The sequence below is a fragment of the Sphingomonas guangdongensis genome (assembly GCF_900199185.1).
Lineage (GTDB): Bacteria > Pseudomonadota > Alphaproteobacteria > Sphingomonadales > Sphingomonadaceae > Sphingomonas > Sphingomonas guangdongensis.
Window position 1 is genome coordinate 726,570 of sequence record NZ_OBMI01000002.1, and the last position, 21,238, is coordinate 747,807.

Annotated in this window: 23 protein-coding genes, 1 tRNA gene and 1 pseudogene; 8 read left to right on the top strand and 17 right to left on the bottom strand. The window is 68.7% G+C overall.

Annotated features, from left to right (window positions below):
* Nucleotides 1-53: 53 nt before the first annotated feature.
* On the top strand, nt 54-251 hold the full coding sequence (locus CRO12_RS10650) for a DUF465 domain-containing protein (protein ID WP_097063994.1): 198 nt from the start codon (nt 54-56) through the stop codon (nt 249-251).
* 95 nt (nt 252-346) lie between these two features.
* On the top strand, nt 347-814 hold the full coding sequence (locus CRO12_RS10655; protein WP_097064304.1) for a DUF1465 family protein: 468 nt from the start codon (nt 347-349) through the stop codon (nt 812-814).
* Between the two features lie 108 nt (nt 815-922).
* On the opposite strand, the gene CRO12_RS10660 is transcribed toward CRO12_RS10655, so the two are convergent.
* The gene (locus tag CRO12_RS10660; protein ID WP_097064305.1) at nt 923-1,876 is read right to left on the bottom strand and encodes an NAD(P)H-dependent flavin oxidoreductase; all 954 of its coding nucleotides are present in this window, start codon (nt 1,874-1,876) and stop codon (nt 923-925) included.
* A gap of 136 nt (nt 1,877-2,012) precedes the next feature.
* On the opposite strand from CRO12_RS10660, the gene CRO12_RS10665 reads away from it, so the two are divergent.
* On the top strand, nt 2,013-4,592 hold the full coding sequence (locus CRO12_RS10665) for a M1 family metallopeptidase (RefSeq protein WP_097063995.1): 2,580 nt from the start codon (nt 2,013-2,015) through the stop codon (nt 4,590-4,592).
* A gap of 37 nt (nt 4,593-4,629) precedes the next feature.
* On the opposite strand, the gene CRO12_RS10670 is transcribed toward CRO12_RS10665, so the two are convergent.
* Together CRO12_RS10670 and CRO12_RS10675 are read right to left on the bottom strand one after the other, a co-directional pair.
* Nucleotides 4,630-5,631 (bottom strand): inorganic phosphate transporter, encoded by a 1,002-nt coding sequence (locus CRO12_RS10670; protein ID WP_097063996.1) that lies wholly within the window; start codon nt 5,629-5,631, stop codon nt 4,630-4,632.
* Nucleotides 5,632-5,637: 6 nt separating this feature from the next.
* Nucleotides 5,638-6,297, bottom strand: a pseudogene (locus CRO12_RS10675) (DUF47 domain-containing protein); the annotation flags it as partial.
* An 84-nt stretch (nt 6,298-6,381) separates the two neighbouring features.
* On the opposite strand from CRO12_RS10675, the gene CRO12_RS10680 reads away from it, so the two are divergent.
* Nucleotides 6,382-7,194: an exodeoxyribonuclease III gene (locus tag CRO12_RS10680; protein ID WP_097063998.1), complete on the top strand. Its 813-nt coding sequence runs from the start codon at nt 6,382-6,384 to the stop codon at nt 7,192-7,194.
* A gap of 14 nt (nt 7,195-7,208) precedes the next feature.
* On the top strand, nt 7,209-7,373 hold the full coding sequence (locus tag CRO12_RS18010; protein WP_179640967.1) for a hypothetical protein: 165 nt from the start codon (nt 7,209-7,211) through the stop codon (nt 7,371-7,373).
* A 175-nt stretch (nt 7,374-7,548) separates the two neighbouring features.
* Here CRO12_RS18010 and CRO12_RS10685 read toward each other — a convergent pair whose 3' ends face one another.
* From CRO12_RS10685 to CRO12_RS10730, 10 genes are all read right to left on the bottom strand, one after another.
* Nucleotides 7,549-8,331 carry an SDR family NAD(P)-dependent oxidoreductase gene (locus CRO12_RS10685; protein ID WP_097063999.1) on the bottom strand — a complete coding sequence of 261 codons (783 nt, stop codon included), beginning with the start codon at nt 8,329-8,331 and terminating at the stop codon, nt 7,549-7,551.
* Between the two features lie 21 nt (nt 8,332-8,352).
* The gene (locus tag CRO12_RS10690; protein WP_097064000.1) at nt 8,353-9,543 is read right to left on the bottom strand and encodes a zinc-dependent alcohol dehydrogenase; all 1,191 of its coding nucleotides are present in this window, start codon (nt 9,541-9,543) and stop codon (nt 8,353-8,355) included.
* Complete coding sequence (locus CRO12_RS10695; protein ID WP_097064001.1) at nt 9,540-10,112, bottom strand: SRPBCC family protein; 573 nt, start codon at nt 10,110-10,112, stop codon at nt 9,540-9,542. The genes CRO12_RS10690 and CRO12_RS10695 overlap by 4 nt, the downstream gene beginning before the upstream one ends.
* 10 nt (nt 10,113-10,122) lie before the next feature.
* Nucleotides 10,123-10,644, bottom strand: coding sequence for a YciE/YciF ferroxidase family protein (locus CRO12_RS10700; protein WP_097064002.1), 522 nt, complete (start codon nt 10,642-10,644; stop codon nt 10,123-10,125).
* A 149-nt stretch (nt 10,645-10,793) separates the two neighbouring features.
* Nucleotides 10,794-10,869, bottom strand: a tRNA-Lys gene (locus CRO12_RS10705).
* Between the two features lie 93 nt (nt 10,870-10,962).
* Nucleotides 10,963-12,084 carry a rod shape-determining protein RodA gene (gene rodA, locus CRO12_RS10710; RefSeq protein WP_097064003.1) on the bottom strand — a complete coding sequence of 374 codons (1,122 nt, stop codon included), beginning with the start codon at nt 12,082-12,084 and terminating at the stop codon, nt 10,963-10,965.
* A complete protein-coding gene (gene mrdA / locus CRO12_RS10715; protein ID WP_097064004.1) occupies nt 12,081-14,075 on the bottom strand; it encodes a penicillin-binding protein 2 in 1,995 nt (664 codons plus the stop codon). Before mrdA ends, rodA begins: the two co-directional genes overlap by 4 nt.
* Nucleotides 14,072-14,587 (bottom strand): rod shape-determining protein MreD, encoded by a 516-nt coding sequence (locus tag CRO12_RS10720; protein WP_097064005.1) that lies wholly within the window; start codon nt 14,585-14,587, stop codon nt 14,072-14,074. The genes mrdA and CRO12_RS10720 overlap by 4 nt, the downstream gene beginning before the upstream one ends.
* Nucleotides 14,587-15,456: a rod shape-determining protein MreC gene (locus CRO12_RS10725; RefSeq protein ID WP_097064006.1), complete on the bottom strand. Its 870-nt coding sequence runs from the start codon at nt 15,454-15,456 to the stop codon at nt 14,587-14,589. The genes CRO12_RS10720 and CRO12_RS10725 overlap by 1 nt, the downstream gene beginning before the upstream one ends.
* Nucleotides 15,457-15,482: 26 nt before the next feature.
* A complete protein-coding gene (locus tag CRO12_RS10730; RefSeq protein ID WP_097064007.1) occupies nt 15,483-16,529 on the bottom strand; it encodes a rod shape-determining protein in 1,047 nt (348 codons plus the stop codon).
* Nucleotides 16,530-16,681: 152 nt separating this feature from the next.
* Here CRO12_RS10730 and mutL point away from each other — a divergent pair, with 152 nt between their 5' ends.
* The 3 genes from mutL to CRO12_RS10745 all read left to right on the top strand — a co-directional run bounded on the left by mutL (nt 16,682) and on the right by CRO12_RS10745 (nt 19,100).
* Nucleotides 16,682-18,454 carry a DNA mismatch repair endonuclease MutL gene (gene mutL / locus CRO12_RS10735; protein ID WP_097064008.1) on the top strand — a complete coding sequence of 591 codons (1,773 nt, stop codon included), beginning with the start codon at nt 16,682-16,684 and terminating at the stop codon, nt 18,452-18,454.
* 84 nt (nt 18,455-18,538) lie between these two features.
* Nucleotides 18,539-18,718 carry a hypothetical protein gene (locus tag CRO12_RS10740; protein WP_097064009.1) on the top strand — a complete coding sequence of 60 codons (180 nt, stop codon included), beginning with the start codon at nt 18,539-18,541 and terminating at the stop codon, nt 18,716-18,718.
* Between the two features lie 52 nt (nt 18,719-18,770).
* Nucleotides 18,771-19,100, top strand: coding sequence for a YnfA family protein (locus tag CRO12_RS10745; protein ID WP_097064010.1), 330 nt, complete (start codon nt 18,771-18,773; stop codon nt 19,098-19,100).
* Nucleotides 19,101-19,348: 248 nt separating this feature from the next.
* Here CRO12_RS10745 and rplI read toward each other — a convergent pair whose 3' ends face one another.
* The 4 genes from rplI to CRO12_RS10765 form a co-directional block, all read right to left on the bottom strand.
* Nucleotides 19,349-19,942: a 50S ribosomal protein L9 gene (gene rplI, locus CRO12_RS10750; protein WP_097064011.1), complete on the bottom strand. Its 594-nt coding sequence runs from the start codon at nt 19,940-19,942 to the stop codon at nt 19,349-19,351.
* Nucleotides 19,943-19,955: 13 nt separating this feature from the next.
* Entirely contained in the window at nt 19,956-20,180 is a 225-nt protein-coding gene (rpsR, locus tag CRO12_RS10755) for a 30S ribosomal protein S18 (RefSeq protein ID WP_056425007.1), read from the bottom strand.
* Nucleotides 20,180-20,599, bottom strand: a complete 420-nt coding sequence (gene rpsF, locus CRO12_RS10760; RefSeq protein WP_097064012.1) for a 30S ribosomal protein S6 — start codon at nt 20,597-20,599, stop codon at nt 20,180-20,182. The genes rpsR and rpsF overlap by 1 nt, the downstream gene beginning before the upstream one ends.
* Nucleotides 20,600-20,752: 153 nt before the next feature.
* Nucleotides 20,753-21,133 (bottom strand): RcnB family protein, encoded by a 381-nt coding sequence (locus CRO12_RS10765; protein WP_097064013.1) that lies wholly within the window; start codon nt 21,131-21,133, stop codon nt 20,753-20,755.
* Nucleotides 21,134-21,238: the final 105 nt, after the last annotated feature.

Below are 21,238 nucleotides of genomic sequence, written 5' to 3' on the forward strand. Positions count from 1 at the left end.
AATCGACGGAGCGTGCAGGATAGGCCGTCCGGCCGATCGCGAGCGGGGGTTCGATGGACGACGCGGAGATCAGGCGCCGGATCGAGGAGCTGCGCATCGAACACCGGGACCTGGATGCTGCGGCCGCCGCGCTGCTCGACGCACCCAATCCGGACCAGTTGCAGATCGCGCGCCTGAAGAAGCGCAAGCTGCGCCTGCGCGACGAGATGACAGCGCTCACCGACCTGCTGCTGCCCGACATCATCGCCTGAGCGCTGCGCACCGGAACGGGACAAGTTTTCCACGGATGTTTGCGGCCGGAGTGGTGGCGCTGGCGGGACCGGCGTGGCAACGTCGCGGCCGTACCATGATCGCGCAACCGGCCTCTCCCCACTCGCGGCTTCACCGCCGCCTGATCGACTCGCTCTACGTCGAATCGATGCTGCTGGCGGACGAGGCGCGCGGTTATTTCGACGAGGCGGGTCGCACCGATCGCGACCAGCTCGATCCGCTCTCGCGCGTGGTCTTCTCCTGCGAGTCGATGAAGGTGACGACTCGTCTTATGCACGTCATCGCCTGGCTGCTGACCCAGCGCGCGGTGTCGGCAGGCGAGCTCAGGCCCAAGGACGCACTCGATCCCTCGCGGCGGCTGGGCGACGCGCCGGAGAGCGACGAGGCGGCTTTGTCGCACCTGCCGGACGGCGCGCGGCTGCTGATCGGGGCGAGCATCGACCTGCACCGCCGCGTCGCCCACTTCGATCGCGCACAGTCAGGCCCGACGCTCTACGACAGCCCGGCGCGCTCGATGCAGGACCGACTCAACCTGGCGTTCTGAATATCCTTGTCATGCCAGCGAAGGCTGGCATCCATGTCTGATCCGATTGACGGTGCCGTTCCGCTTTAGCGTGACAGACATGGACCGCAGCCTCCGCTGGGGTGACGATTAGATCGCCAGCCGCGTGCGCGCCGCCGCGTACTCCGCCGCCAGGCGCTCGACGAACGCCCCCGCCGGCTGCACCGCGCGCACGGCGCCGATGCCCTGGCCCGATCCCCAGATGTCGCGCCACGCCTTTGCGCCCGCATTGCCGCCGAAGTTCATGGTGGACACATCGCCCTCCGGCAGCGTGTCGGGATCGAGCCCTGCCGCGACGATCGACTGGCGCAGGTAGTTGCCGTGCACGCCGGTGAACAGGTTCGAATAGACGATGTCGCTCGCGCGGCCCTCGACGATCCCGTTTTTGTAATCGGGTACCGCGTTCGCCTCGTCCGTCGCAATGAAGGGCGAGCCGATATAGGCGAGGTCGGCGCCCATCGCCTGAGCCGCCAGGATCGCCGCGCCGGTCGCGATCGCGCCCGACAGGGCGAGCGGCCCGGCGAACCACTCCCGGATCTCCTGCACCAGCGCGAAGGGGGAAAGGCGCCCGGCGTGGCCGCCCGCGCCCGCCGCCACCGCGATCAGGCCGTCCGCGCCCTTCTCCACCGCCTTGCGCGCAAACCGGTCGTCGATCACGTCGTGGAGGGTGATCCCGCCCCAGCCGTGCACCGCGACGTTCAGGTCCTCGCGCGCGCCGAGCGAGGTGATGATGATCGGCACGCGCCACTTGGCGCAGGTGTGGAGGTCCGCCTCCAGCCGATCGTTGGACTTGTGGACGATCTGATTGACCGCGAACGGTGCGGCCGGCCGGTCGGGGTTTGCGCGGTCCCAGGCGGCGAGCTCTTCCGTGATGCGGTGGAGCCACTCGTCCAGCACCCCCTGCGGGCGCGCGTTCAGCGCCGGGAACGATCCGACGATCCCGGCCTTGCACTGCGCGATCACCAGCTCGGGGCCGGACACGATGAACAGCGGCGCTCCGATGACGGGGAGGCGCAGGCGATCGAACAGGGGCGGCAGCGACATGGCAGCGGTTGTAACCGGCGCCGGGCGGCTGTCCACCCGCCAGGCGGTGCGGCTCGCGACACGCCGGGCCGTTCCGCTTGCGCGACTAGCGGCAGGGGCGCAGGGCGGTGGCCCGATTGTTCCACGGAGTTCCTGCATGACGAAGCTGGCGTTCGCCACCCTGATGCTCACCGCCTCCACGCCCGCGCTGGCGCAGGGGCAGCTGCCGCGCACGGTGGTGCCGGTCAGCTACGACATCCGGGTCGAGCCGGACGCCAGGGCGATGACCTTCACCGGGAGCGAAACGGTCAACGTGCGGGTGACCGCGCCGACGCGGACGATCGTGCTGAATGCCGCCGACCTGGACGTGACGCTCGCGACCTTCGACGGTCAGCCGGTTAGGGTCGCCGCCGACGCCGCGAACCAGCGCCTGACGCTCACGCTGCCGAAGCCGGCGAACGTCGGCGCGCACCGCCTGTCGTTCACCTGGTCGGGCAAGATCAACACATCCGCCGCCGGGCTGTTCGCGATCGACTATCAGGACCCGGACGGCACCAAGCAGCGGATGCTCGCCACCCAGTTCGAGGCGCCGGACGCGCGCCGCTTCGCGCCGATGTGGGACGAGCCCTCGTTCAAGGCGAAGTTCACGCTCGCGGCGGTCGCGCCCAAGGGGCAGCTCGCCTACTCGAACATGCCCGCGAAGGTCACCAAGCTCTCGGGTGACCGCCAGCTCTACAGCTTCGCCGAGAGCCCGATCATGTCGAGCTATTTGCTGTTCCTCGGCATGGGCGATGTCGAGCGCAAGACGGTGATGGCGGGCAAGACCGAGATCGGCGTCATCACCCGCAAGGGCGTGGTCGACCAGGGCGATTATGCGCTGAAGGCGGCCAAGAACCTGCTCGCCTACTACAACGACTATTTCGGCGTAGCGTACCCGCTGCCGAAGCTGGACATGATCGCCGGGCCGGGATCGTCGCAGTTTTTCGGCGCGATGGAGAACTGGGGCGCGATCTTCTACTTCGAGCCCGAGCTGCTGTTCGACCCGAAGCGGAATACCGTCAGCAATCAGCAGCGGATCTACTCGGTCGTCGCGCACGAGATGGCGCACCAGTGGTTCGGCGATCTTGTCACCATGCGCTGGTGGGACGACCTGTGGCTGAACGAGGGATTTGCCAGCTGGATGGAGGGCAAGGCCACCAACGACCTTAACCCGCAGTGGCAGTATGCGGCGCAGAATGTCGCAACCGAGCGCGAGGCGGCGCTTCGGCTCGACGCAAGCGCGGCGACGCATCCGGTGATCCGCAAAGTCGAGACCGTCGATCAGATCGGCGAGGCGTTCGACACGATCACCTATCAGAAGGGCCAGGCCGTGATCGGCATGCTGGAGAGCACGGTCGGCGCGCAACAGTTCCGCGACGGCGTGCGGCGCTACATGGCCAGGCACCAGTACAGCAACACGGTGACCGACCAGCTGTGGGCGGAGGTCTCCGCGAACGCGGGACGCAACGTCAAGCCGTTCATGGACGATTTCACGCTGCAAGGCGGCGTGCCGCTGATCAGCGTCGGCGCGGGCACGTGCACCAGCGGCCGTGCGACCGTCAGCTTTCGCCAGACCCGCTTCGGGCTGGACCCGACGTCCAAGGCGCCGCAGCAGTGGCGCGTCCCGGTCACCTACACGATCCTGGGGTCGGCCGATCGCGGGGCAAAGGAGGTGCGCGGCCCAACGGCGCAGACCGCGTCCGCGCCGTGCGGAACGCTGGTCGTTAATCCGGGAAAGGGTGGCTACTACCGCGTCCGCTACGATGAGGCGGCACACGCCGCGATCGTCCGCGACTTCGGCCGGCTCGCGGTGGCCGATCAGCTCGGCACGCTCGGCGACGATCTGGCGCTCGGCTACAGCGGCGACCAGGACGCGGCTCGCTACTTCGAAACGCTGGCAGCAGTGACGCCCGCCGCCGACCCGCTGGTCTGGACGATGGCGACCAGCCAGCTCGCGCGGCTGTCGGCACTCTACGAGGGTACGCCGCTCGGCGAGCGGCTGAAGGCGCGCACGCTTGCCGTGCTCGCGCCCGCGCTCGACCGGGTCGGACTGGAGCCGCGCCGTGACGACAGCGCGGTCGTCACCAACCTGCGCGAAGTACTCCTCTCCGTGCTCGGCAGCGCCGGCGATCCGCGGGTGCTGAGCGCCTCGCGGCGCTACGTCGACAGGTTCGGTCCCGGGGTGAACCGCATCCCGCCAGCGATCCGGTCGGCGATGCTCGCAACCTTTGCCGCCAACATGACCGCAGCGGATTACGAGGCGCTGCTCGCCGCGACCCGGCGCGAGACCGATCCGGTGATCAAGAACCAGTACATCAGCCTGCTCGGCCGCGCGGAGGACCCTGCGCTGGCGCAGCGGTCGCTCGAGCTGGTGCGAACGCCCGGCTTCACCGATCCGCAGCGCGTCAGCCTGCTCGCTTCTGTCGCGGGGGCGCACCCGGACCTCGCCTTCGACTTCGCGACCGCCAACGCCGCGCTGATCAACCCGCTGCTGGAGACGAGCTCGCGCTCCAGCTTCATCGTGCAGCTCGGCGGCGGCTCGAACGATCCGGCGATGATCGAGAAGATCGGACGCTTCGCCCTGACGCTGCCCGCTACCTCGCGCGGGCCGGCGGAGCGGACGGTCAGCACCATCCGTAATCGTGCGGCGGTGGCCGAGCGGCTGCGACCCGCGGTGACGCGCTGGTCAGGTCAGTGATGGGCGCGGGCCGGGCGGTGACGCCCGGCCCGGCGCGTTACGGCAGGAACAGCCCGCCGACCAGGTAGCCGAGGGCTGCGACGACCGCTGCCGCCGGCAGGGTCACGAACCAGGCGAACACGATGTTGCTCGCGACGGCCCAGCGCACCGCCGTCAGGCGGCGGGCGGCGCCGACACCGACGATCGCGCCGGTGATGGTGTGGGTGGTCGATACCGGCACCCCCAGGTGGGTCGCCAGGAACAGCGTGATCGCGCCGCCCGTCTCCGCGGCGAAGCCCTGCGCCGGGGTGAGCCGCGTGATCTTCGACCCCATGGTGTGGACGATGCGCCAGCCGCCCGACATCGTTCCCGCCGCGATCGCGATGTAACAGCTGACCGCCACCCAGTTGGGCACGGCGAACTGCTCGCCGAGCATTCCTTGCGAGTAGAGCAATGCGGTGATGATCCCCATCGTCTTCTGGGCGTCGTTGCCGCCGTGACCCAGCGAGTAGAGCGCGGCGGAGACGAGCTGGAGCTTGCGGAAGCGGCGGTCGACGCCGAGCGGAGTGAGCTTCAGGCTGGTCCAGGCGACCCCCAGCACCAGCAACAGCGCGAGCGCGAGGCCAAGTGCGGGCGAGACGAAGATCGCCGCGACCGTCATGATCACGCCCTTCCACACGATCGGGTCGGTTCCGGCCTTGACCATCGCCGCGCCGAGCAGCCCGCCGACCAGCGCGTGGCTGGAGGAGGAAGGGATGCCCTTGATCCAGGTGACGACGTTCCAGACGATGGCACCACACAGCGCCCCGAAGATCACGCGCGGATCGATGATCGACGCATCGACGATGCCGCTGCCGACCGTCTTCGCAACCGCGGTGCCGAAGACGAAAAAGGCGGTGAAGTTGAAGAACGCCGCCCAGACCACGGCGACGACGGGCGACAACACCCGCGTCGCCACCACGGTGGCGATGGAATTCGCCGCGTCGTGCAGCCCGTTCAGGAAGTCGAACAACAGCGCGATGCCGATCAGCACGACCAGCAAGGTGAAGGAGATGGTCATGGCGCGTCAGGCGTGATCGATGACGAGACCCTGGATCTCGTTCGCGACATCCTCGAACCGGTCGCAGACACGCTCCAGATGGCTGTAGATCTCGCGGCGCACGACAAAGGCCATGGCGTCGTTCTGCGTGTTGGCGAACAGCTGGCGCAGCCCGGCGGCGTGCATGTCGTCGGCGCGACCCTCGATCCGGACCAGCCGCTCGGTCAATTCGTGCAGCCGCGCGGCGTTGGGGGCCAGGTTGCGCAGCAGCGGAATCGCCTCCTGCGCGGTTCGTGCCGCCTCCAGGATCGCGTCGCTCATCGCGACCATCTGCGGATCGAACGCGTGGATGCCGTACAGGTCGATGGTGGTCGCGGTCTGGTTCATCTGATCGACCGCGTCGTCCATGACGCCGATCAGGTCGCTGATCGCGCTGCGATCGAACGGCGTCACGAATACGCGACGCACGTCCTGCAGCACCTCGCGGGTGACATCGTCCGCCTCATGCTCGCGCCGGACGATGTCGGCGATGTGATCGCCAAGGTCGCCCTCGGCATGGAACAGGCGCGACATCGCCTCCGCCGCCGAAACGGTAACGGCGGCATGCGCCTCGAACAGGTCAAAGAAGCGACCCTGCGAAGGCATCAGCTTATGGAACCAGCCCAGCATGGGCACTTTCTCCCCCTCGTGAGTCGGTCGCGCGTACAGGGCAATTGTTACAGTTGAAATCAACTTGGAACGCGGCACCGCCGCCATCGATTGGACAGGTCCGTGCGGATCGCAAGCTACAATGTAAACGGCATCAATGGGCGGCTGCCGGTGCTGCTCCGCTGGCTCGACGAACATGCGCCGGATGTCGTCTGCCTTCAGGAGCTAAAGGCACCGGATGCCCGCTTCCCGACACGGGCGATCGAGCAGGCGGGTTATGGAGCGATCTGGCAGGGAGAGGCGCGGTGGAACGGGGTCGCCATCCTCGCCCGCGGGGACGAGCCGGTGGAAACCAGGCGCGGCCTGCCCGGCGACCCGGACGATACGCAGAGCCGCTACATCGAGGCGGCAGTGCGCGGCGTGCTGATCGGCGGGCTCTACCTTCCCAACGGCAACCCGCGGCCGGGCCCACGCTTCTCTTACAAGCTCGCCTGGATGGAGCGGCTGCGCGCGCATGCCGCGACGCTGGTCGGGATCGACGCGCCGGTGGTGCTCGCAGGCGACTACAACGTCATGCCGACCGACCTCGACGTCTACAAGCCGGAGCGCTGGCGTGGCGACGCACTGTTCGCGCCGGAGGTGCGTGCGGCCTTCGCCGCGCTGCTGTCCGACGGCTGGAGCGACGCGGTCCGGATGCTGCGACCCGACGCGCCGGCCTACACCTTCTGGAACTACTGGCGCGACGCGTTCGCGCGGGATGCGGGCTTGCGGATCGACCACCTGCTGCTGAACGGGCCGGCCGCGGCGCGCCTGAGCGACTGCGGTGTCGACCGCGACGTGCGCGGGTGGGACGGGACCAGCGATCACGCGCCGGTGTGGATCACGCTCGCGGACGGACCTGTGCGGCGGCGCAGGCGTTCTAGGACAGGCACTTAGGGACAGGAGCGATCATGGCAGACAAATCGGACAACAAGGTCGAGGAAAATCGCGCCGACACGCCGGGCGGCATTCCCCAGGAGCGGCCGCAGGATCGGCCCAACGTCGGGATCGTGACGCCGGACGAGTATCCCGACGACCAGAAGGGCGGCGGCACGCAGGACCCGACCAAGCGGTAGGACGCTTCACCTCGGCAAAAGGCCGGGGCCCAGCGTCGGAACACCTTTCAGTAGCGCTGACACCAGATCCCCGGCGGAGACCTGGATCCCGGCGTTCGCCGAGATGGCAGTGAGGTCTGTCAGTTTGGATTTCTAGCAGAGAGGGCGGCCACTCGCGTAGCCGCCCGCCCTGACCTCAGTTCTCGGCCGTGCCGGGTTCCGCCATCTTGCGGTGCTGCTCGGCCTTGACGGCATCCGGGGTAACGCCGGACAGTGCGTACTGGAGCTTGTTCTTCCACCCCGAGACGACACTCGCCTTGCCCGAGTTCAGCGCATCCCAGCCGTTCTGGGCGGTGATCGCGGGATCTTCCTTGTTCGGGTCGGTGCCGACGTCGGTGTCCATCATGTCGCCGCGCTCAAAGAACTCGGTGTCCGTCGGCCCGGGCATCAGGTTCGTGATCGTGACACCGTCCACGTCCTTCAGCTCGTTCTGGAGCGCCGCGACGAAGCTGTCCACGAACGCCTTGGTGCCGTTGTAGACCGCCTGGAAGCTGCCGGGGATGAAGCCGGCGATTGATCCGGTGACAAGTACCTTGCCCTGGTTGCGCGCCACCATGTCCTTCAGCACGCGCTGGAGCAGGTAAGCGGTGCCGGTCACATTGGTGTCGACCACGTGGCGCCAGTCGGCGACATCCTGGTCGAGGAACGCGCGGCCGAGGCCATGCCCAGCATTCGCGCACAGCAGATCGATCTGCCGCCCGCCCGCGGCCTCCAGCAGACGGTCGACACCCTCGATCGTCGACAGGTCGACCTCCAGCGTCTGAACGTCGACGCCCAGACCCTGCAGCCCCGCGGACGCGTCCACGAACGGCGTATCGGCGGCGACCAGCAGGTCGTAGCCGTCGGCCGCGGCGAGCTTCGCCAGCTCCAGGCCGATGCCCGTGGAGGCACCGGTCACGATTCCGAACTTCATTGCCATGTCTTCAACTCCTCGTAGGGATCAGGCGGCGGCCGCGGTCATGCCGGGCTTCAGCACGATCTTGGTGGTCTCGTTCTGGTGATCGTGGAACATCTTGTAGCCCTTGGGCGCCTCATCGAGCGGCATCCGGTGCGAGATCAGGAAGGTCGTGTCGATCTTGTCCTCCATGATCGCGTTGAGCAGCGCGGGCATGTAATGCTGGACGTGCGTCTGGCCGGTCTTGAGCGTCAGTCCCTTCTCCATGAAGGCCCCGAGCGGGAACTTGTCGACGAAGCCGCCGTACACCGCCGGCATGGAGACGCGCCCGCCCTTGCGGCAGGCGATAATCGCCTGGCGGATGGCGTGGATGCGGTCGGTGCCGGTGAAGGTGCGCACCTTGAGCTCGTCGATGACGTTGTCGACGAACAGGCCGTGCGCCTCCAGGCCCACCGAGTCGATCACCGCGTCGGGCCCGATCCCGCCGGTCATCTCCATCAGCGCCTCATAGACCTTCGATTCCTCGAAGTTGATCACCTCGGCGCCGAACTGCCTGGCGAGCTCTAATCGCCGCGGAAAGTGGTCGATCGCGATCACGCGCTCGGCCCCCATCAGGAACGCCGACTGCACCGCAAACAGCCCAACAGGCCCGCAACCCCACACCGCGACGGTGTCGCCGGGCTCGATCTCCGCATATTCCGCCGCCTGCCAGCCGGTCGGGAGGATGTCCGACAGGAACAGGACCTTGTCGTCGTCCACGCCGTCCGGGATCACGATTGGGCCGACGTCGCTGAACGGCACTCGGACATATTCCGCCTGGCCGCCGGCATAACCGCCGGTCATGTGGCTGTAGCCGAACAGTCCCGACATCTCGTGCCCGTAGGCGGCGCGCGCGATGTCCTGATTGTCGGCCGGCAGCCCGTTGGGGCAGGCCGAATACTGGTGCTTGTTGCAGTGGTAGCAGCTGCCGCAGGAGATGGTGAACGGCACCACCACGCGCTGTCCCTTCTGGAGCGTGGACTTGGGCCCGACCTCCACCACCTCGCCCATGAACTCGTGGCCCAGGATGTCACCCGACTGCATGGTCGGGATGAAATGGTCGTAGAGGTGCAGGTCCGATCCGCAGATCGCGGTTGAGGTCACCTTGATGATCGCGTCGCGCGGGTTGACGATGCCGGGGTCGGGAACGTTGTCGATGCGGACGTCGTGCTTGCCGTGCCAGGTGAGCGCCTTCACAATCCCATCTCCTCGAACTCTTCCCGGTTCTTGGCCGGGGTGGCGATCTCGCCGGTTTCCATCAGCTGCTTGAAGCGGTTGAGGTCGCGGCGCGCCTGGATCGCGGGCTCACGCTGAAACATCTTGGCGATCACCTTGCCGATGACGCCGCCGGGCGGATCATAGAGGATGGTGGCGGTCACGACCGTGCCGCGTTCGCCGGCGTCGCGGAAGGTGACGGTGCCGCTGTTCGGCACGTCCGCGCCTTCCTCCGAGGTCCAGGCGATGTACTTGCCCGCGCGCTCCTCCGTGACGACCGCGACCCACTCGACCGTTCGGCCGCCGGGTGCCTTGACCACCCAGCGGGAGCGCCGGTCGTCGAGCACGTCGATCCGTTCGACGTTCTCCATGAAGCTTGGCAGGTTCGCGAAGTCGCGGAAGAAGTCGTAGAGTTCCTGCGCGGGCTTGTTGATCGTCACGGCGCGCGCAAGCAGGGTGTCGCCGTGCGGGTCGGGGATGCCGACCTGTTCGGCGGCACCCGCCAGCTTGGAGGCGGTGACGGGTGCGTCGTCGGTCTGGATGTCGCTCATCGCCGCGCGCTCACGCCGGCTCGGCCGAGAGGTCGGCGGTGGCGTTGACCTGCCCGGTTGCGAGGCCGGTCAGGATCTCGTCGGTCGCCTTCTCCTCCGCGAGCGTCTCCGCGAGCACCGCGGCACAGTCGCTGCGGCCGAGCTGCTCGGCCCAGGCGATCAGCGTGCCGTAGCGGGTGATCTCGTAATGCTCGACCGCCTGGGCGTTCGCGATCAGCGCCGCGTCGAGCACGGCCTTGTCGGCGATCTCGCCGGCGGTCTCGTTCGCTTCCTTGATGATCCCGTCGATCGCGGGGCAGGTGACCGCCTTCGGCGTCTGACCGTGCATCTCGAACACCTGCTCCAGCCGCGTGATCTGGCCCTCGGTCTCCTGCAAATGGCGCTCGAACCCGGCCTTCAGCTCGGGCGCGGTCGCCTTCTCGATCATCTTCGGCAGCGCCTTGGTGATCTGATGCTCGGCGTAGTAGATGTCCTGCAGCGTGTGGACGAACAGATCGTCGAGCGTCGCGATATCCTTGCTGAACAGTCCCATCGGGAGCCTCCGTGATGCGAGTGCCGCGATGCGGCGGACTCGCTCTCAACGAGGCGATCGGTCATCTGTTGCAGGCAAAGTCCCAAAGCTGATCCATGTTAGCAAGCTAAAGGATCAGCCAAATGGGAAGCCGCGACGGGCAGGAGCGGTGGTGGACGCACTTGGGCTCGAACCAAGGACCCGCTGATTAAGAGTCAGCTGCTCTACCAACTGAGCTATGCGTCCGGTGACCGGCTGGTTGCGGCGCCGTTGAGGGCGCCGCCGCGATCGGGAGGGCGCCCACTACCACCTCCCGCACCGAATGCAACCCTGTTTTTCTCACCAGCCGCCCGGCGCGCGGCGGTTCTGGCGGTCGATCGCCATCAGCAGCCCCAGGCAGATCATCACCGTCATCAGCGCCGAGCCGCCGAAGCTGACGAGCGGCAGCGGAATGCCGACCACCGGCGCCAGCCCCATCACCATCATCAGGTTAATCGCGACGTAGAAGAAGATGGTCGTGGCGAGCCCAGCCGCCGCCAGCCGCTCGAACCGGCCGCTCGCGTTGACACCGACCATCACGCCCCAACGGATCAGCAGCATGTAGGCGCCGATGATGAAGAAGCCGCCGATCAGCCCCCATTCCTCCGCCATGGTCGCGAAGGCGAAGTCGGTGTGCCCTTCCGGCAGATAGTCGAGGTGGCTCTGGCTGCCGTTCAGGAAGCCCTTGCCGCCGAGCCCGCCCGAGCCGATCGCGATCTTGGACTGGCTGATGTGGTAGCCGGTGCCGAGTGGGTCGCTGTCCGGATCGAGGAAGATCAGGATGCGGTGGCGCTGATAGTCGTGGAGGACGAAATTGAAGGCGAGCGGCACGGCGACCGCCATCAGCGCCGCACCGCCGACGAACAGCCGGAGCGGAACGCCCGCCAGGAACATCACTGTTACACCGCCAAACGCGATCATGAGCCCGGTGCCGAGGTCGGGCTGGGTCATCACCAGCACGAACGGCAGCCCGACGAGCACACCCGCCGGGATCAGCGAGGGCAGGCGCCGCGTCTCCGCCGGGGGAAGGATCGCATAGAAGCGCGCAAGGGTGAGCACGATCGCAGGCTTCATCAGCTCGGACGGCTGCAGCCTGATGAAGCCGAGGTCGAGCCAGCGCTGCGACCCGCCGCGCACCGCGCCGAGCAGTTCCACCAGCACCAGTAGCACCAGCAGCACGCCGTAGGTGGGGAAGGCGGCCCGCGCATAGGTGGCGGTAGAGACACGCGACAGCCCCACCGCAAGGCCGAGGAACGCGCCGAAGCGCACCGCCTGCGACAGTGCCCAAGGCTTGATGCTGCCGCCGGCGGCGGAGAACAGCACGACCAGCCCGAAGCCGCCGATCAGGATGACGAGCAGCAGGATACGCCAGGGCAGCTGCGCGAGCGGGGCGGGAACGAAGCCGCTGACCGGCGCCTTCATCGGGTCTCTCCTGGCGCGCTGCCGTTCGCCACGGTGGCATTCGCCGCTTCGGCGGCCGCTCTTGCCGCCTCCGCCTGGGCAGCAGCGGCGGCGGCGGCTTCGGGCGTGCCCGGCTGCGTGGCGGCGAACGCCCGCGCCTTCACCGCCATGCGGGTGGGAATGTCGCCGCCCCATTGCGTCTCGAAGCGCGACAGCGACTCCATCGCCTTGGGCTTGTCGAAGAGGTAGGTCAGCACGTCCTTAGCAACCGGCGCGGCGGCACGCGCGCCGCCAAGGCCATGCTCGATGACGACGGAGGCGGCGTAGCGCGGCTGGTCGACGGGCGCGAAGCAGATGAACAGGCCATGGTCGCGGTACTTCCAGTCGCCGCCCTGACCACGCAGCCGGTCAACGATGCGCCGGACCTGCGCCGTGCCGGTCTTGCCGCCCATCCGGATGCCCGGGAGCGGCAGCTTGGACGCGACGGCGGTACCTGCGCCGTTCACCACCTCGTCCATTCCGCCGCGCACGATGGCGAGGTGCTCGGGCGCGACATCGAGCAGCGGGATCGGCTGGCGCGCCGTCGCGAGCAGCCGCGGTGTCAGCGCGCGACCCGACGCGATCCGGGCCGCCGACAACGCCAGCTGGAAGGGGCTGACCAGCACATAACCTTGGCCGATCGCGGCGTTGAGCGTGTCAGCCTGCGTCCACTCCTGATTGTAGCGGCGCTGCTTCCACGCGGTGTCGGGCACCGTGCCGTAGCGCTGTGAGGGAAGCGGCAGGTCGTATTCGGCGCCGAACCCCAGCTTGCGCGCGGCGGCCGCGATCGCGTCGATCCCGACCTGCCGTCCGACCGTGTAGAAATAGGTGTTGCAGCTGCGCGCGATGGCGGTGTGCATGTTCATCGGCCCGTGCCGCCCGAGGCAGCCGAAACGGCGGTTGCCGAGCTGATAGCCGCCGTTGCAGTAGACGAAGCGGGTCGGATCGACGCCGGCGCCGAGCGCCGCCAGCGCGGTTGCGGGCTTGAAGGTGGAGCCCGGCGGATAGAGGCCCTGGAGCGACTTGTTGGTGAGCGGCAGATGGTCGTCCTCCGACAGCATCTTCCATTCGAGCCGGCTGATCCCGTCGGAGAAGCCGTTGGGATCGTACGCGGGCATCGAGACCATGGCGAGGATGTCGCCGGTCAGCGTGTCGAACACGATGACGGAGCCGGACTCCGGCCCTAGCCGCCGCGCGGCGAACTCCTGCAGGCCGGCGTCGATGGTCAGGCGGACCGTCCTGCCCGGCGTGTCGGCGCGGGTTGCAAGCTCACGCACCAGCCGGCCGCGCGCGGTGACCTCCACCCGCTTCGCACCCGGCTTGCCGCGCAGCAGCGGCTCCAGCTTCTTCTCCAGCCCGTCCTTGCCGATCTTGAAACCTGGCGTGACCAGCAGCGGGTCCTTGGTCTCCTGATACTGCTCGGCCGAGGCGCTGCCGACATAGCCGGTCAGGTGCGCGACGGCGGCGCCTTGCGGATAGTTGCGGGAGAAGCCGCGGGTAGGCGCCACGCCGGGCAGTTCGGGGAGGCGGACGCTCACCGCCGCGAACTGCTCCCAGCTGAGGTTCTCCGCGACCTTCACCGGCTGAAAGCCAGCCGCGCTTTTCAGGTCGGTCCTGATCCGGGTGACCTCCTCCTCGCCCAGCGGCAGCAGCCGGGCGAGGTTGGCGATCACTTGATCGGGATCGGCCAGGCGGCTGGGAATGATGTCCACGCGGAAGTCGGTGCGGTTGTTGGCGATCGGCGTGCCGTAGCGATCGACGATCCATCCCCGCCGCGGCGGGGAGAGCGTCAGGTTGACGCGGTTGCTTTCCGACAGCAGCGCGTAGCGCTCGTTCTCCGCTACCGCGAGCCAGGTCATTCGCCCGGCGAGCAGCGCCCCCACGCCGATCTGGAGCCCCGACAGGAGCATGGCGCGCCGGGTGAAGGTTGACGCCTGGGTCGCCTCGTTGGCGAGCTGCCCGCCCCCGATCATCGTGCCCGCCGCCGTCGCTCGTCGATCCCGGCCGCGATCCGCGCGGCGAGCGGGTAGAGCGCGACGCCGACCGCGGCCTGGAGCAGGACCGGCGTGGTGACGGGCGCACCGAGCGGTGCCGCGAACAGCCGCATGCCGAGCAGGCAGAAGGTGACCGCGCCGCCCGCGATGAACCAGTCCTGCCAGAAGCCGCGCCAGACCAGCCGGTGATCGATCATGTCGATTGCGATATAGATCAGAGTCCACAGCGCCATCGCGCTGCCGAACGGCTGACCGCTGACCAGGTCGTCGAACAGGCCGAGTGGAAGCGGCCCCCAGCTCGGGAACAGCTCGGGATCGCGCAGCCGGAAGGCGAGCAGCATCAGCAGCCCGAACGGCGGCAGGAACGGCACGGTTGCGACCAGCGGCACCAGCGTGACGAGCGAGCCGACCATGATCGCCGCCGACGCAACCGCGATGCGCCGCCGCTCCGTGGGCGGCGCGTCGAACTTCGAAGGGCGGGGCGCGCGCATCAGGGCGCGGCCGGCCGCTCTGGCAGCGGCGCGGGGCGGAACGGGCGCTGGACCAGCGCGAAATCGAGCGAGTCCGGGTCGGCGAGCATGCGCCCCGGCGCGGCGTCACGCGCAGACTGGGTGACCCGCGCGACCGGGATGTTGGGCGGGTATAGCCCGCCGGTGCCGGACGTGACGAAGGTATCGCCGCGCTGGAACGGCGCGTTGGCGGAGCCGGCCGAGCGGATGTCGAGCTGTCCGTCGCCGCGGCCGGACGCGATCGCGGGCAGGTTGTCGCGGGTGCGGCGGACGGGCACGATGCTCTCCGCATCGATCAGCAGCAGGACGCGCGCGGAGTTGAACCCGGTCTCGATCACGCGGCCGATCAGCCCCTCCGGTCCGCGCACCGGCATGCCCGGCTCCACGCCCTGTCGGCGGCCGGCATTGAGCGTGGCGAAGCGCCGTGTGCTGCTAGCGGTCGAACTCACCAGCCGCGCGGCGACGACCGGCGTCACCTCGATGTCCCGGATGCGCAGCAGCGCGCGGAGGCGGCGGTTCTCCGCATTGATCATCCGGGCGCGGGTAACGATCGCGTGCTCGCGCGCGAGCTGGGTGCGCAGCTCGCGGATCTTGTCGGCGCCGCCGAAATAGTCGGCGAGGCTGCCGGGCGACGTCGCCGCGCGGCGCAGGCCGGCGAGCCCGGAGGAGATCGGCGTCGTCGCCTCCGCCACCGCCGAGCGGAAGGCGGCGAACACCGGCGGGTTGAAGAAGGACAGCAGCACCAGCACCAGCCCGACCACGACGCCGCTCGCCGCGGCAACATAGCCGATGAACACGCCATATTGCGCACGGCGCGAGAACCCCGTCCGCTTCGCAGAGGGCGGTGCCATGCCCCGGCGTCCCCCGCGCTAAGCCGTCAGACCGACAGGAGCACGCCGCGGAACGCCGGATCCTCCAGCGCGCGGCCGGTGCCGAGCGCGACGCAGGTCAGCGGATCCTCGGCAACCGTCACCGGCAGCCCGGTTTCGTCGCGCAGCACCTCGTCCAGTCCCTGCAGCAGCGCGCCGCCGCCGGTCAGCACGATGCCCTGGTCGACGATGTCGGCGGCGAGCTCGGGCGCGGTGTTCTCCAGCGCGATGCGGACGCCCTCGACGATCGCGGAGACCGGCTCCGACAGCGCCTCGGCGATCTGGCCCTGGTTGATCTGGATTTCCTTGGGCACGCCGTTCACCAGGTCGCGCCCCTTGATGTGGAGCGTCAGGCCGATGCCGTCGGTCGGCGGCTTCGCGATGCCGACGTCCTGCTTGATCCGCTCGGCGGTCGCTTCGCCGATCAGCAGGTTGTGGTTTCGGCGGACGTAGGAGACGATCGCCTCGTCCATCTTGTCGCCGCCGATCCGGACGGAGGTGGAGTAGGCCAGCCCGCGCAAGGAGAGCACCGCGACTTCGGTCGTGCCGCCGCCGATGTCGACCACCATCGACCCGATCGGCTCCGTTACCGGCATGTCGGCGCCGATCGCGGCGGCCATTGGCTCCTCGATCAGGAAGACCTGGGACGCGCCGGCGTTGGAGGCCGCGTCGCGGATCGCGCGGCGCTCGACGGAGGTGGAGCCCGACGGCACGCAGATCACGATCTGAGGCCAGCGCATCATCGACTTGCGCCCGCCGTGGACCTTGCGGATGAAGTGCTTGATCATCTCCTCCGCCACGTCGATGTCGGCGATCACGCCGTCGCGAAGCGGGCGGATCGCCTCGATCGAGCCAGGCGTCTTGCCCATCATCAGCTTGGCGTCGTCGCCCACCGCGCGGACCTTCTTCGCGCCGTTGATCGTCTCGATCGCAACCACGGAGGGCTCGTTCAGCACGACCCCGCGGCCGCGGACGTAGACCACCGTGTTCGCGGTGCCGAGATCGATCGCCATGTCGTGCGACATGAATTTGAACAGCCGCGAGAAACCACTCATCCGAAGAACACCCGTCCTGGCCGCGGTCAGCGCTCCCGCGGCGGTTCGCACAAAAATCAGCCGCCCCCGTTTCGCACATCCGGCCCAAAAGGCCGCGCGATTTCTGCGGTAACGGGTCGCGGGATGGCGCCGCTTGGGCTACAGCTTGCCCCATGTCAATACGGCGCCTGCCCGAGCATCTCGTCAATCGGATCGCGGCCGGGGAAGTGGTGGAACGCCCCGCTTCCGCGCTAAAAGAAATGGTCGAGAATGCGCTGGACGCGGGTGCCCGGCGGATTGCGGTCAGGCTGGCGGCGGGCGGCACCGACAGCATCGAGGTGAGCGACGACGGCTGCGGCATGACTCCGGCCGAGATGGCGCTGGCGCTGGAGCGGCACGCGACCTCCAAGCTGCCGGACGAGGCAATCGAGGCGGTGACGACGCTTGGTTTTCGCGGCGAGGCGCTGCCCTCGATCGCGAGCGTCGCCACGCTGACGCTTGAGAGCCGCGTCCGCGGCGCGGACGGCTGGTCGCGTGTCGTCGACAACGGCGCGGTCGTCGCGGAGGGGCCGGCCGCGCTGCCGCCCGGCACGCGGGTGCGGGTGGATGGGCTGTTCGCGCGGGTGCCTGCACGGCGCAAGTTCCTGCGCTCCGCAAAGGCGGAATACGCAGCCTGCCTCGACGTCGTCCGGCGGCTCGCGATGGCACGTCCCGACGTCGCCTTCTCACTGGAGCACGACGGCCGCCGCAGCCTTGCGGTGCAGGCGGACGAGGACCGGCCCGCGCGCGTGGCGGCGCTGACCGACCGCGACCTTGCGGCCAACTGCGTCGTGATCGAGCTGGAGCGCGAGGGGCTTAGGCTCGGCGGCATCGCGGGCCTCCCGACCTTCAACCGCGGCATCGCCGACCACCAGTACCTGTTCGTCAACGGCCGACCCGTCAAGGATCGGTTGCTGGTCGGCGCGGTGCGGGGCGCCTACGCGGAGATGCTGCCACGCGACCGCCACCCGGTGCTCGCGCTGTTCCTTGACGTGCCCGCCGACGTCGTCGACGTGAACGTCCATCCTGCCAAGACCGAGGTGCGGTTTCGCGACCCGGCGCTGGTCCGCGGACTGATCGTGAGCGGCCTGCGCCGGGCGCTCGACGAGGCGGGGCACCGCGCGGTGCAGCGTCCGAGCGCAGCCGCGCTCGGCGCGTGGCAGGCGGAGCCGCTGGCGGCATCACCGCCCGCGAGCGGGTGGGGCGGACTCGACCTGCTCGAACGCCCCGCCACGGGAGCGCTCCACGATCGCCGCCCGAGCTTCATCGCCCCGCCGCCGCAGGCGCGCGTCGAGCCCGCCTGGGCGCCGCCGCCCGACACGTTGTCCTACCCGCTTGGCGTCGCGCGCGGGCAGGTCGCCAGGACCTACATCGTCGCGGAGGCGGAGGACGGGCTCGTCATCGTCGATCAGCACGCCGCGCACGAGCGGCTGGTGCTCGAACGGATGCGCGCCGCGGTCGTCGCCGGCGGGGTCGCCGCACAGGCGCTGCTGATCCCGGACGTGGTCGAGCTCGACGAGCCGGCGTGCGACCGGCTGGAGGCGCGGGCGGAGGAGTTGACGGGGTTCGGGCTCGAGCTGGAACGCTTCGGCCCGCGCGCGGTGCTGGTCCGCGCAACCCCCGCGCTGCTCGGCCACACCGACGTCGCGGCGCTCGTCACCGACATCGCGGACGAGCTCGCCGCCTTCGACCAGTCCCTCACACTCCGCGACCGGCTCGACCACGTCGCCGCGACCATGGCCTGCCACGGCTCGGTCCGCGCGGGCCGGGTGCTGTCGGTCGCGGAGATGAACGCGCTGCTGCGCGAGATGGAGGTGACGCCGCACTCCGGCCAGTGCAACCACGGCCGCCCGACCTGGGTGAAGCTGGCGCACGGTGACATCGAGAAGCTCTTCGGCCGCCGGTGACAATTGCGGCGAGGGCGCGGGCGTGACATGGCCTCATGCGCCATGTGGTCACCTGCCTCGCGCTGGGAGCTATTCCCCCGCTGGTTGAAGAGGCTGAGCTACGTCGTCGGCGTTCCGGCGTGGCTGGCGATAATGGTCATGGCGTTCTCCGGCGCGATCCCGCAGCATCGGACGGTGTTCTTCATCCTGTTCGGCGCGTTCGGTGCGGTCGGCATGTGCCAGACCGTGTTCGTCGCGCGTGCCTTGTTGCGGAAGCTGATCTAGCAAACGCCCGCGTCACTTCCCGACGCCCGCGCTCACGATCAAGGTAGACGCGATGACTCTTGCCGTTCCCGTCCTCTACCTGCTCGCGGCCGCGTGCGAGATCGCGGGGTGCTTCGCCTTCTGGTCATACTTGCGGCTGGGGCAAGGGGCGTGGGTGCTGCTGCCGGGCGTGGCAGCGCTGATCGCGTTCGCGTGGCTGCTAACTCTGGTCCCGAGCGATGCCGCGGGGCGGGCGTTTGCGGCCTACGGCGGCGTTTACATCGCCGCTTCGCTCATCTGGCTGTGGAGCGTGGAGGGAGTGCGGCCCGACCGCTGGGATCTGATCGGCGCGGCACTGTCCCTGATCGGGGCAGGCATCATCCTGCTGGCGCCGCGGAGCTGAACGGCTCGTTCAGCGCAGCGCAACCTTTTGCCACAGGCGCGCATTGAAGCACCAAACCAACTTTGCTGAAGTGGCTCAGGTCATGAAGTCGATCGTCCCCGTCTTTCTCGCGCTAATCCCGCTCGCCGCCGTCGTCAGCGCCTGCGTCGCGGTGCCGTAAGGCCCGCGCCCTTAGCGCCTGAACGAGAAGGGCCGCCCGCAACGATGGTTGCGGGCGGCCCTTCTGTTTGTCGCGGCTGCGAAGCGGATCAGCCCTGCGCGGGCTGGTCCTCCGCAGTCACCTCGGCAGTGGCGCCCGGCTCGGCGTTGGGATCATAGTCCTCGGTGAAGCCCGCCTCGTCCTTCTCGAACATCGCGGCCATCACGTCGACACCCTGCGACTGCAGCTCGGCCTCCTCCGGCGAGCGGGCGACGTTGACCTTGACGGTCACGGCGACCTCCGGGTGGAGCGCAACGCGCACCTCGTACACGCCGATCGCCTTGATCGGGCGGTCGAGCACGACCTGGCTCTTGGTGACCTTGTGGCCGTCGGCGACCAGCGCCTCGACCAGGTCGCGGACCGCGACCGAGCCGTAGAGCTGACCGGTGTTCGACGCCTGACGGATCAGGGTGACCTGCGCGTCCTTGAACGAGCCCGCTTCCTTCTCGGCCTCGCCGCGCCGGTTGGCGTTCTCGCTCTCGATGCGGGCGCGATTCGCCTCGAACACCTTCTTGTTGGCCTCGTTGGCGCGCAGCGCCTTCTTGCGCGGCAGCAGGTAGTTGCGGGCGAACCCGTCCTTCACCTTCACCACGTCGCCGATGGCGCCGAGCTTCTCGACGCGCTCAAGCAGAATGACGTCCATGTCTGCTAGCTCCTCACTTCACGATGTAGGGCAGCAGGCCCAGGTGGCGAGCGCGCTTGATCGCGGTGGCGAGCTCGCGCTGCTTCTTGGCCGACACGCTGGTGATGCGCGAGGGCACGATCTTGCCGCGCTCGGACACGAAGCCCTGCAGCAGGCGGACGTCCTTGTAGTCGATCCGCGGCGCATCCTTGGCGCTGAACGGGCACGACTTGCGGCGGCGGAAAAATGCGCGGGCCATTATGCGAGCTCCTCCTGGTCACGGCGCGGGCCACGGTCGGGGCGGTCGCCACGCTCCGGGCGGTCGCCACGGTCGGCGCGACGCTCACGGTCGCGCTCCTGCTTGCGCATCATCACGGTCGGACCCTGCTCCAGCTCGTCCACGCGGACGGTCATGAAGCGGATGATGTCCTCGTTGATGCCCTGCTGGCGCTCCAGCTCGGCGACCGTGTCGCCCGGGCCGTCGATCTCCAGCATGACGTAGTGCGCCTTGCGGTTCTTGGCGATCCGGTAGGCCAGGGAGCGCAGGCCCCAAGTCTCGGTCTTGACGACCTTGCCGCCCTTGTCCTCGACGATCTTGGTCGCGGCTTCCGCCAGCGCGTCCACCTGCGCCTGTGCCAGATCCTGGCGCGCAAGGAACGTGTGCTCGTAAAGAGCCATGGTTCTTCTCACTGTTGGCCGATCGCTGACATGGCCCCGTGCCATGCCCCTCCGGCTGTCGTCCGATGCAAACAGCATCGGGGCGGGGGAGACTGGCTCCTCCGCCCCGGCTGTGGTGCCCTTAGCGATTTCGCGCCGAAAGGCAAGCGGGCCTTAGTTGAAGGCGCCGCCCAGCACCGCCCCGATCAGGCCGCTGGCGACCGCGACCAGCACCGCGTCGTTGCCCGACTGCACCCACTGGTAGCCCCGCGGCGGTGCGTAGAGGCGGCGGCTGCGGTACTGGCGCCAGTCGTTGATCTGGCGGTAGTTGCGCGCCTCCGCCCGATTGAAGCGCTGACCCTTGTACCACTTCGCGCGGTAGTTGACCCGGGCGGGCGCCTGGCGGACGGTCTGCTTCTTCACGACCACCGTGCCATTCGGCTTGTAGCGGACGGTCTGGTGCGTCTGGCGGACCTGCGCCTCCGCGGGTGCGGCGGCGACGATGGGGCTCGCGACCAGCGTGGTGGCGAGGGCGGCGATCAGAACCTTCTTCATCTCGTGTCTCCGTGTCAGAGGCGCCGTCTGCGGCGTCGAGGGAGAATTTGGGCTCCACCCTTCGCACGCGCATGTCACGTCCTGCGCGAAATGGTCGCGGATTGT